The 11,030-nt window shown below is 72.6% G+C and carries 7 protein-coding genes and 1 pseudogene; 5 read left to right on the plus strand and 3 right to left on the minus strand.

Features of this window, described 5'->3' with window-relative positions; translation table 11 throughout:
• Positions 1-206 precede the first annotated feature (206 nt).
• From IE178_RS22255 to IE178_RS22265, 3 genes and pseudogenes are all read left to right on the plus strand, one after another.
• Positions 207-1,133: a DUF3027 domain-containing protein gene (locus IE178_RS22255; RefSeq protein WP_184763879.1), complete on the plus strand. Its 927-nt coding sequence runs from the start codon at positions 207-209 to the stop codon at positions 1,131-1,133.
• A 186-nt stretch (positions 1,134-1,319) separates the two neighbouring features.
• Positions 1,320-1,745: pseudogene (locus tag IE178_RS22260) on the plus strand (DUF5753 domain-containing protein); the annotation flags it as partial.
• Entirely contained in the window at positions 1,742-1,951 is a 210-nt protein-coding gene (locus IE178_RS22265) for a DUF397 domain-containing protein (protein ID WP_193513521.1), read from the plus strand. The pseudogene IE178_RS22260 and the gene IE178_RS22265, both read left to right, overlap by 4 nt.
• A 110-nt stretch (positions 1,952-2,061) precedes the next feature.
• Here IE178_RS22265 and IE178_RS22270 read toward each other — a convergent pair whose 3' ends face one another.
• Together IE178_RS22270 and IE178_RS22275 are read right to left on the minus strand one after the other, a co-directional pair.
• Complete coding sequence (locus IE178_RS22270; protein WP_193513522.1) at positions 2,062-3,009, minus strand: fatty acid desaturase; 948 nt, start codon at positions 3,007-3,009, stop codon at positions 2,062-2,064.
• Positions 3,010-3,208: 199 nt separating this feature from the next.
• Complete coding sequence (locus IE178_RS22275; protein WP_193513523.1) at positions 3,209-3,916, minus strand: diaminopimelate epimerase; 708 nt, start codon at positions 3,914-3,916, stop codon at positions 3,209-3,211.
• A gap of 209 nt (positions 3,917-4,125) precedes the next feature.
• Here IE178_RS22275 and IE178_RS22280 point away from each other — a divergent pair, with 209 nt between their 5' ends.
• Both IE178_RS22280 and IE178_RS22285 read left to right on the plus strand, forming a co-directional pair.
• The gene (locus tag IE178_RS22280; protein WP_193513524.1) at positions 4,126-7,257 is read left to right on the plus strand and encodes a sacsin N-terminal ATP-binding-like domain-containing protein; all 3,132 of its coding nucleotides are present in this window, start codon (positions 4,126-4,128) and stop codon (positions 7,255-7,257) included.
• Positions 7,258-7,425: 168 nt separating this feature from the next.
• Positions 7,426-8,292 (plus strand): DUF5707 domain-containing protein, encoded by an 867-nt coding sequence (locus IE178_RS22285; RefSeq protein ID WP_193513525.1) that lies wholly within the window; start codon positions 7,426-7,428, stop codon positions 8,290-8,292.
• Between the two features lie 12 nt (positions 8,293-8,304).
• On the opposite strand, the gene IE178_RS22290 is transcribed toward IE178_RS22285, so the two are convergent.
• Positions 8,305-10,737: an HAD-IC family P-type ATPase gene (locus IE178_RS22290; protein ID WP_193513526.1), complete on the minus strand. Its 2,433-nt coding sequence runs from the start codon at positions 10,735-10,737 to the stop codon at positions 8,305-8,307.
• Positions 10,738-11,030 lie beyond the last annotated feature (293 nt).

Below are 11,030 nucleotides of genomic sequence, written 5' to 3' on the forward strand. Positions count from 1 at the left end.
CGCGCGGGACCCCAGAACAACCGTCGGTGTAGGCCCAGCGCACGCGAGACGGTAGCGTGCGTATCTCAGCCATCCCGCAGAATGGATGGAGGCGCGCCCGAGCACGTTGCGGCGCGGACGTCGACGCGGTCCCCCGGTCCGCTCCGTCCGCCCCCCGCGCTGGGAGTGGCGCACTCGTGAGACGGCGTAGGAGAGAAGCGATACCTGTGAGCGCAGCGACAACGCGAAGCCGCACCCCCGATCGTCTGTGCGCCGAGGCCGTCGACCTCGCCCGCGCGGCAGCCGAGGAGGCCGCCGCGCCCGGGGTCGTGGGCGAGCACGAGGGGCTGGTCTCCGAGGGGGACCGCGTCGTCACGCACTTCTTCGGATGCCGCGAGCCCGGCTACCGCGGCTGGCGCTGGGCCGTCACCGTCGCCCGCGCCTCCCGCGCCAAGATCGTCACGATCGACGAGGCGGTCCTGCTGCCCGGCCCCGACGCGGTGCTCGCGCCGGAGTGGGTGCCGTGGAGCGAGCGGCTGCGCCCCGGCGACATGGGCCCCGGCGACCTCCTCCCCACCGACGCCGAGGACCTGCGCCTGGAGCCGGGCTTCCTCGGGGAGGAGGAGCCGGCGCCGAACTCCGCGGTCTCCGAGGACATGGCCGAACTGGCCGAGGCCGAGGACGCCGAGGTCACCAAGGGCACCCCGGCCCATCTCACGGTGGCCCCGGCCCGCGGTTCGATCGCGGCGGTCGCCGAGGAACTCGGCATGCGCCGCGCCCGGGTCCTGTCCCGTTACGGCCTGCACATCGCCGCCGACCGCTGGGAGGAGTCGTTCGGCGCGAAGACCCCGATGGCGCAGGCCGCCCCCGCGTCGTGCGTCTCGTGCGGCTTCCTCGCCCGCATCGGCGGCTCCCTGGGACAGGCGTTCGGGGTGTGCGCCAACGAGTTCTCCCCGGCCGACGGCCACGTCGTCTCCCTGGCGTACGGCTGCGGCGGCCACTCCGAGGCCGCGGTCATGCCGAAGCCCCCGCAGCCGGCCCAGCCGGTGATCGACGAAACCCGCGTCGACCCCTTCCCCCTCCGCCCGGCCCCCGACTCCGGCTCGGTCCCGGTGACGGAGGACGAGTCGTCGGCGGAGCTGGGGCACTCGTAGCCCGCGCCGGGCACCGGCGGAGGTTGCGGGCGGTGCACCGGGCTTCCCAGGCCGCGGTGCTCCCTCCGCCGGTTGCCGCTCAGTGGTCCGCGGCTTCGTCCGGGACAGTGCCCGGCTCCCGTGGAGCCTCCCGGGCGGTCGCCGCGTACTCGGGCAGCGCGGCTGAGCGGCAGTCGCGGCAGCGGGCGCCCGGACGATGTGGAGCGCATGGTGGCGGCTCGTCTGGCCCGGCAGTCGGTCTTCGGACGCGATCCGGCCCCAGCTCTCAGCTTCGTCCTGGAAGAGGGGGTTCTGCGACGTCCCATCGGGGGCACAATGGCCTGGCGTCGGCAGCTTGAGCGCCTGTTGGAGGTGGGTAGGTTGCACAACGTCGTGCTTCAGGTGATGCCGACGAACTGTGACACCCACTCCGGGTTGGACGGCAGGATCGAGCTGCTGAAGTTCGCGGACGGTACGGCGATCGGTCGTTCCGACGGTGCGTGCAACAGTCGGCCCACCTCGGATCCCAAACAGCTGCGCATCCTTGAGCTGCGGTATGGCACGATCCGGGCTCAGGCACTCTCTCCACGCGAGTCACTGGCCTTCATCGAACAACTGCTGGGAGAAACATGATCCGCAAGACCATCGCCGGGGACGCCTCTGAGCTGGCATGGTTCAAGAGCAGCTACAGCGGTGGCAATGACGGCAACTCCTGCGTCGAGCTCGCCCTCACCCCCGGCACCGTCCACGTCCGCGACTCGAAGAACACTGAGGGCCCCCGCATCGCCTTCGCCCCGGACACGTGGGCGGCCTTCGTCCCGTACGCTTCCGAGGCCTGATCGCGCGAGCCGGTCCGCCTGCCTGCTCCGGCAACAGGCGGACCGGATCGTGCGGTTCCCCGGCCGTCATGAGTGGCGCAGCCGGTCGCGCGCGCCGGGATCGGCCGATGTCAGAGCCGTGCCGACGCCGTCGGGTCGGCACAGGCGCCGGAGGCCGACGCCAGGGCCGTGCGGTGGCGGCGGAGGACCGCGGAATCGCCCAGCAGCAGGGCGTGCGGGCGGTACGTGGGGCCGTGCAGGGAGCGCTCCAGTGCGGGAAGGTAGTTCCAGCGCACCGCCGGGTGCGCGGAATGCGCGAAGTGGTACAGGTCGCCGTACGGCAGCCAGGTGCCGCGGGCCAGCAGGGCGAGCAGTGCGTTGCGCGGGTACAGCCGCAGGCAGCGGCCCGCCTCCACGGCCACGGGGGGTCCGGTCACGTGTTCCGGGTCGAACCAGCGGTGCTCGACGAGCAGTGACATCCACGCGAGCTGTGGATACAGCAGCAGCCGGGGCAGCAGAAACGCGAACACGGCCGCCTCCCAGCCGAAGAGGACGGCGGATGCCGCCGTCACCACCAGAGGGCCGACGGCCCGCAGCTTCCCGCCGCCGGGTTCCCGCCAGAGGGCCGTCAGGCCGCGCAGGGTGCCGTACGCACCGGTCGGGGTCAGCGGGTACACCATGCCGAGCAGGTGATCCACCGACGAGGCCCCCGGCCGTAGCCCCGCCGCGTGCAGTTCGGCCAGGTTGGGGTCGACCCCGGCCAACGTGGCGTTCGGATGGTGCTCGCGGACGTGCCGGCGGCGGCGTACGGAAACGGGGACGAAGCCGAGCGGGACGTGCACGGCCGCCTCGGCGAGCAGCGTGTTCAGACGGCCGCTGCGTACCAGTACACCGTGCACCGCGAAGTGGCTGGTCTCCTGGAGGTGGCGAAATGTCACCGCACCCGCGAGGGCGGCGGCCGTGCAGCCCCAGGGGCCGCCGTGGACGGCCACCGCACACCATCCGGCGAGCTGCAGCCACTGCCCGAGGAGCAGGAATACGGGTGTGACGTCGTTCAGCCGCTCACGCTGGAGTGTCATCACCGCACGGAGCGAGTCCGGCGTGTGCCGGCCTCGCGCCGGACTGAACCACCACCGGTCCACCTGCCGCAGAGCGATGCCCACCGCGATGGCCGCCAGACCGACCGACAGCGCCCCCAATGTCGTCCCCTCCCCCTCGGCCCTTCACCGGTACGGGCACGGGGCGGAACGGACCGCCGGGACGGTGCCGTACCGGCGGTCAGACCTCGGTCGGGTGGATGCCCGCCTCGTGCAGCACCTTCATGTTTTCCCGGCTGAGCTCCGCGAACGCGCTGATTTCCGCCATGTGCGCGGCACCCGCGTACTCCACCGGACCGTCGCCGAGGAGCACCGCCGGGTCGAGTTCACCCTCGTACACGAGCGTCGCGTTGCCCTCCAGCACCGGCTGCCACACGTCACCGACCGTCTGGAGGAAGCTCCGGGCGACACCTCCGGGGTTGCGCACGGTCACCGGCAGCTCCGGATCGACCAGCCCGAGCCGGGACAGGGTGGCCCGGGAGGCCGCGATGCCCGAACCGCAGGACGGCGTGAGCCCTGCCCCCCGCTCGTAGGTGTGGATGAACACCTCGTCGTCCGACAGCGGCAGGACGAACGAGAGATTGGCGCCGATGGGGAACGCCGCCGGAGTATCCGCGACGCGCCGCCCGGTTTCGATCAGCTCCGCCTCGTCGTACGCGTCGATCACCGTGATGAGGTGCGAGTTCGGCACCGCGACCGCCGTCACGTGCCGCGACGGGTGGAACGCCGGCAGCAGTCGGTTCACGTATTCGCCGTGAGGTCCCGCCTCCGTCACGATCGGCTCACCCGGAGCGAAGTCGACGGCGGGCAGTTCCACCGAGACCTGCCGTACGCCGTGAGACGTACGGCCCCGGTCACGCACGGTGAAGGAGTACGGTCCCTGTTCCACGAGTGCTGTGGTTACGGACGGGCAAGTGTGCTGTGCAGCCAGTGATGCCTGTTCCTTCGTGGGGACTCCGTGATGGCTCCGGCGGCCCCGGGGCCGGGTGCCGAAAGTGATCGTGAGGAACGGCGCGGGGCGTGGACGGCGCGTCGGCAGGGCGTCGCGGAGCGGTACCTTCGGTCTCACGCCGACGAGGGCCGATGAGGAGAGTCAACGTGAGCAAGTTCGTGCGGCCCGCCGCCGAGGGTGCGGATCCGTTCGGTACGGCGCGTCTGCGGCGCGGTGTCCTGGACGCCTGGGCCACCAGCCCCGCCCGCTTCCGTGAGGACGCCAACGCCGAGGAGGACCTCGTCCTCGGCGGGTACCGGGACCGTCTCGTCGTAGAGCTCGCGCAGAACGCCGCCGATGCCGCGGCCCGTGCCGGCGTCCCGGGGCGGCTTCGGCTCACCCTGCGCGACGGTGTTCTCGTCGCCGCCAACACCGGGGCCCCGCTGGACGCGGCCGGGGTCGAGTCGCTGTCCACCCTGCGCGCCTCCGCCAAGCGGGACGCGCCGGACCGGGCGGTGGGGCGGTTCGGTGTCGGGTTCGCGGCCGTGCTCGCCGTCACCGACGAGCCCGCCGTCGTCGGACGGCACGGTGGAGTGCGGTGGTCGCTGACCGAGGCCAGGGAGCTCGCCGGTGACACCGCCCGGTACAGCCCGGGGCTGGGTGACGAGATCCGCCGCCGGGACGGGCACGTGCCGCTGCTGCGGCTCCCGTTCGCCGCCGAGGGCACCGCTCCCGGCCCGTACGACACCGCCGTCATCCTGCCGCTGCGCGACCCGGCAGCCGCCGACCTCACGGAACGGCTGCTGCACGCCGTCGACGACGCCCTGCTGCTCGCCCTCCCCGGCCTCACCGAGGTCGTCGTGGAGATCAACGGCGAGGACCCCCGTACGCTGACCCGCCGCACCGACGGCCCGTTCACCGTCGTCGACGACTCCGGCAACGGCATCACCCACTGGCGCACCGCCACGGCCCACGGCCCCCTCACCCCCGACCTGCTCGCCGACCGGCCGGTGGAGGAGCGGGCGCGGCCGCACTGGTCGGTGACGTGGGCCGTCCCCGTGGACTCCGACGGCAGCCCCGCCCGGCCCCGCACCAGTCCCGTCGTGCACGCCCCCACCCCGAGCGACGAGCCCCTCGGCGTCCCCGCCCTGCTCATCGCCTCCCTGCCGCTGGACTCCACCCGCCGGCACGCCGCCCCCGGCCCGCTCACCGACTTCCTGGTGCGCCGCGCGGCCGACGCGTACGCCGAACTGCTCGCCGGCTGGCGCCCGGTGACCGCCGGGATCATCGGCCTCGTGCCCGGCCCGCTCGGCAAGGGCGAGCTGGACGGGGCCCTGCGGCAGGCGATCCTCGAGCGGCTGCCCCGTACGTCCTTCCTGCCCCCGGCCGTCGAGCCGCGCGAGCACGACGGCGACTTTGATCTGCCCGAGTCCCTGCGGCCCCGGGACGCCGAGGTCGTCGAGGGCGCGGGCGTGGACACCGTGCGGGTGCTGGCGGAGGTGCTGCCGACGCTGCTGCCCGCCGGTCTCGAACGCCGCGTGGAACTGCGCACGCTGGGCGTCGCCAGGGTCCCGCTCACCGACGCCATCGACCGGCTGGCCGGGCTGGAGAAGTCCCCCGACTGGTGGCGGCGGCTGTACGACAGCCTCGCCGGGGTCGACCCGGACCGGCTGTCCGGGCTGCCCGTGCCGCTGGCCGACGGCCGCACCACCATCGGGCCCCGGCAGGTGCTGCTGCCCACCCCGGATTCGGCCTCCCTCGACGCCGAACTCCTCACCCGGCTCGGTCTCAAGGTCGCCCACCCGGACGCCGCCCACCCGCTGCTCGAAAAGCTCGGCGCGCTCCCCGCGACCCCGCGCGCCGTCCTCACCACCCCGCAGGTGAGGGCCGCCGTCGCCGCCTCCCTCGACGACGAGGGCGGGGTGAACTGGGAGGAGGACGCCCCGGACGCCGAGGAACTCGCCGACACCGTCCTCGCCCTGGTGCGCGACGCCGGACTCGATCCCGGCGACGAGCCCTGGCTGGGCGCCCTCGCCCTGCCCGACGAGGACGGCGAGCTGTCACCCGCCTGCGAGCTCGTCTTCCCCGGCGGTCCGTTCGCCCAGGTCATGCGCGAGGGCGAGCTCGCCGCGGTGGACGCCGAACTGGCCGACAAATGGGGCGAACAGCCGCTGGCCGCCTGCGGGGTGCTGGTGGACTTCGCGCTGATCCGCGCCACCGACGTCGTTCTCGACCCGGACGAACTGGAACCCCGGGAAGGCGACTTCGCCGAGCCGGACGACGCCGGGCTGCTGGACGCGGTGGACGTGTGGAGCGAGGACGTCCTCGACCGCTTCCCCGACAGCCCCGTCCCGCCGGTCGCCACCGAGATCGTCGCCGTACGGGACCTGGACCTCGTGGACGACGACCGCTGGCCGCAGGCCCTCGCCCTGCTGTCGCGGCCCCCGCTGCGGGACGCGCTCGTCGAACCCGTGCGGATCCTGCTGCACGACGGCACCCACGAGGTCGTACGGCCGTACACCGCGTGGTGGCTGCGCGGGCACCCGGTGCTCGGCGGGCGCCGCCCGGCCGGACTGCGCGCGGCCGGCGGCGACCCGCTGCTGCGCGGCCTGTACGACGAGGCCGACGCCACCGGGTTCGAGGACGAGCAGGTGCTGCGGGCGCTGGGCGTACGGACCTCGGTGGCCGCCCTGCTCGACGAGCCCGGCGGCGCGGCCGAACTCCTCGACCGACTCGCCGATCCCGACCGCCCGGTCACGGCCGCCCAACTGCACGCCCTGTACGGGGCGCTGGCCGAGCTGGACCCCGAGCAGGTGACCCTGCCGGACGAGGTGCGGGCCGTGGTCGACGGCAGGGTGGAGGTGGTGGACGCCGCCGACGCGGTCGTCGTCGACTCGCCCGACCTGCTGCCGTTCACCGAGGGCGTGGCGCTGCTGCCGGTGCGTCCGTCGCGCGCCGCCGAACTGGCCGAGCTGTTCCAGGTGCGGCGGCTGAGCGAGTCCGTCACCGGCGAGGTCGACTCCGAGGGCGCGGAACACGACGTACCGGAGCCGGTGCGGGTACTGCTCGGGCCGCGGACCCCGGCCTCGTACGTGGAGCACGAGGAACTCGTCGTCGACGGTGTGGAGATCGACTGGCGGCTGACCGGTGACGGTGTGCTGCACGCCGCGACGTTGGAGGGCGTGGCCGCGGGGCTCGCCTGGGCGGCCGGTCAGTGGCCGCGCCGTTTCGAGGTGGCGGCGCTGCTGGAGGATCCGTCACGGACGGAGGAACTGGCCCGGGACCGCTGGTTCGACTGAGATCGACACTATCCGCACATGTTTTCCACCTCCCGTACAACCATTGGTGCGCGTGGTGGATCTGATCATGCGAGTCAACAGACTCCACGATCACTCGGGACCCCGTGCCGACGACGAGCCGTTGGAAACGACCAGAGCCGGGGTCCCCTTTCTCCACTTGGGGAACGCATGCGCATCCGAGCCACCGTGGCCGCCGTCTCCGGCGCCCTGGCCCTCACCGCCCTCGCCGTTCCGGCCGCGCAGGCCGACGCCCGCGGCGACGCGGACCTGAGCAAGCCGAGCGCCGCCGAGCGCTTCGGCACCCCCTCCGCCAAGTCGGGCTTCGGCATCGCTGCCGCCGCCGAGGAACTGCCCGTCGTGTCCAAGGTGACCGTCAACGCGGGCAAGGCCGTCGTCGTGGGCACCACCTACGCCAAGACGTTCACGGTCTCCCTCACCGCCAGCCACCCGTCGGGCATCGAGGACGCGTACATCGACCTGTGGCACGGCACCGACGTCGAGGACGGCCTCGACGGCTACCTCTACCCGAACGAGGAGGCGGCCGACTGCAAGGCCTCCAGCGCCACCACCTCGACCTGCAAGCTCACCATCACCGCCGCGCCGGGCGTCGACCTGTACAAGAACGCGCTGGCCGGCACCTGGAAGGTGACCGCCGCGGCGCTCGCCGGTGACGGCAGCATGCACTGGGACGACTACCACGCCACCCACAGGGTCCAGCGCTACTCCAAGCTGACCGTCAACGCTTCCCCCGAGCCGGTGAAGAAGGGCAGGACCATCACCGTCACGGGCAAGCTGTCCCGCGCCAACTGGGAGACCTTCAAGTACGCGGGCTACACCAACCAGTCCGTCAAGCTGCAGTTCCGCAAGAAGGACTCCAGCACCTACACCACGCTCAAGACCATCAAGAGCAACAGCACGGGCAACCTGTCCACCACCGTCACGGCCTCGGCCGACGGCTACTACCGCTACTCCTTCGCGGGCACCTCGACCACCCCGGCCGTCAACGCCGCCGGTGACTTCGTCGACGTGCAGTAGTCCTCGCCCGCGCTAAGCGGGGACGCGGCGGTCCACCCACCTCCACAGGATCTCCAGGGTGGCCGCCGCCACCACCGCGACCCCCGTCGCGACCCACGGCATCGTCATGCCGACCAGCCTCAGCGCGAAGAAGTGCTGCAGCCACGGCACCACCAGCACCAGCACGAAGCCCGCGCCCATCGCCCCCACCAGCCCGACCCGCCACCAGGTGTAGGGGCGGGCGATGATCGCCAGCACCCAGATCGAGATCAGGAACAGCGTCAGCGTCGCCGCGCTCGTCTCCGCCGCCAGCGCGCCCTCGCCGCTGTAGTGACTCCGGGCGAGCAGATACGTGGTGAAGGTCGCCAGCGCCGCCAGCACCCCGCCCGGGATCGCGTACCGCATGACCCGGCGTACGAAGTGCGGGCGGGCGCGTTCCTTGTTGGGGGCGAGGGCCAGGAAGAACGCCGGGACGCCGATGGTCAGTGTGGACAGCAGGGTGAGGTGGCGGGGCAGGAACGGGTACTCCACCTGCGAGCACACCACCAGCACCGCCAGCAGCACCGAGTACACCGTCTTCACCAGGAACAGCGTCGCGACCCGGGTGATGTTGCCGATCACCCGCCGCCCCTCCGCGACCACCGACGGCAGCGTGGCGAAGCTGTTGTTCAGCAGCACGATCTGCGCGACCGCCCGGGTGGCCTCCGAACCGGAACCCATCGCCACGCCGATGTCCGCGTCCTTCAGCGCCAGCACGTCGTTCACGCCGTCACCGGTCATCGCGACCGTGCGGCCGTGCGACTGGAGCGCGCCCACCATGTTCCGTTTCTGCTGCGGGGTGACCCGCCCGAACACCGTGCCCCGGTCCAGCGCCTCGGCCATGGCGTCCCGGTCGGCGGGCAGCCGGCGCGCGTCCACCGTCGTACCGGACAGTCCCAGCTTGGACGCGACCGCCCCGACCGACACCGCGTTGTCCCCGGAGATGACCTTGGCGCGGACGTCCTGCTCGGAGAAGTAGCGCAGGGTGTCGGCCGCGTCCGGGCGCAGCCGCTGTTCCAGCACCACCAGCGCGGCCGGCCGTACGCCCTTGGCGGCGGCGGGGTCGTCGACGTCCACACCGGGGCGGGCGCGGGCGAGCAGCAGCACCCGCAGTCCCTGTTCGTTCATCCGGTCGGTCTCGTCCAGCGCCGGGTCGTCGGGGTCCAGCAGCACATCGGGCGCCCCCAGCAGCCAGGTGACGCTCTCCCCGGCTTCCCCGGCTTCCCCGGCGCCCCCGCCGCCCTCCGCGAAGGTGGCGCCGCTGTACTTGCGGGCGGAGGAGAAGGGGAGGGTGTCGAGGAGCTGCCAGTCCTCGGCGTCCGGGTAGGCGTCGATGATCGCCCTCAGGGAGGCGTTGGGGCGCGGATCGGACGCGCCGAGCGCGCCCAGCACCTTGCGCACGTACGTCCCGTCGCCGTCGCCGTCGCCGAGGACCCGCAGCCCGGTGACGTCCATGCCGCCTTCGGTGAGGGTGCCGGTCTTGTCCAGGCACACCGTGTCGACGCGGGCCAGCCCCTCGATCGCGGGCAGCTCCTGCACCAGGCACTGCTTGCGCCCCAGCCGGATCACCCCGACCGCGAAGGCGATCGAGGTGAGCAGCACCAGCCCCTCGGGGACCATCGGGACGATGCCGCCGACCGTGCGGGCGATGGAGCCCTTGAGCTCGTTGTCCTTGACGACCAGCTGGCTGATGATCAGGCCGATCGCGGTCGGGACCATCATCCACGTCACGTACTTGAGGATCGTGGAGATGCCGGAGCGCAGCTCGGAGTGGACCAGCGTGAACCGGGACGCCTCCTCGGCGAGCTGCGCCGCGTAGGCCTCGCGTCCCACCCTGGTCGCCTGGAAGGAGCCGCCGCCCGCGACCACGAAGCTGCCCGACATGACCTGGTCACCGGGCTGCTTCACCACGGGATCGGCCTCGCCGGTGAGCAGTGACTCGTCGATCTCCAGGCCGTCCGCCTCGACGCACACCCCGTCGACGACGACCTTGTCACCCGGCCCGATCTCGATCAGGTCGTCCAGCACGATCCCGGAGGTGCCGACCTGCGCGGCGGTCCCGTCCCGGCGCACCGTGGGCCGCACCTCGCCGATGAGCGCGAGGGAGTCGAGGGTCTTCTTCGCCCGCCACTCCTGGACGATGCCGATGCCGGTGTTGGCGAGGATCACGAAGCCGAACAGGCTGTCCTGGATGGGCGCGACCGCCAGCATGATCACCCAGAGCACGCCGATGATCGCGTTGAACCGGGTGAAGACGTTCGCCCGGACGATCTCGGCCAGGGACCGGCTGCTGCGCACCGGCACGTCGTTGACCTGCCCGCGCGCCACCCGTTCGGCCACTTCCGCGGAGGTCAGCCCGGTCACCGGAGAGGTGACCGTGGCGGGGTGCGCGGCATCGACCTGGGCGCCCGCCTCGAGATGCGTCATGCATTCGACGGTACGTGCGGATTCGGCGGTTCACCCACCCGATGGGCGGAAGATCCGACCCGGGGAGGACGGCCGTGGTGCCGCGGTCGTACAGCCGTAGTGCCGCGGTCGTACAGCCGTAGTGCCGCGGTCGTACAGCCGTAGTGCCGCGGTCGTACGGCGTCGAACCGCGGTCGTACGGCGAGGAGCCGCAGTCGTACGTCAGTGGCCGCCCCGGCCGTACGTCAGTGGCCGCCCCGGCCGTACGTCAGTGGCCGCCCCGGCCGTACGTCAGTGGCCGCCCCGGCCGTACG

Origin of the sequence: Streptomyces griseoloalbus, from assembly GCA_014650015.1 — a bacterium.
Classification (GTDB): Bacteria; Actinomycetota; Actinomycetes; order Streptomycetales; family Streptomycetaceae; genus Streptomyces; species Streptomyces griseoloalbus.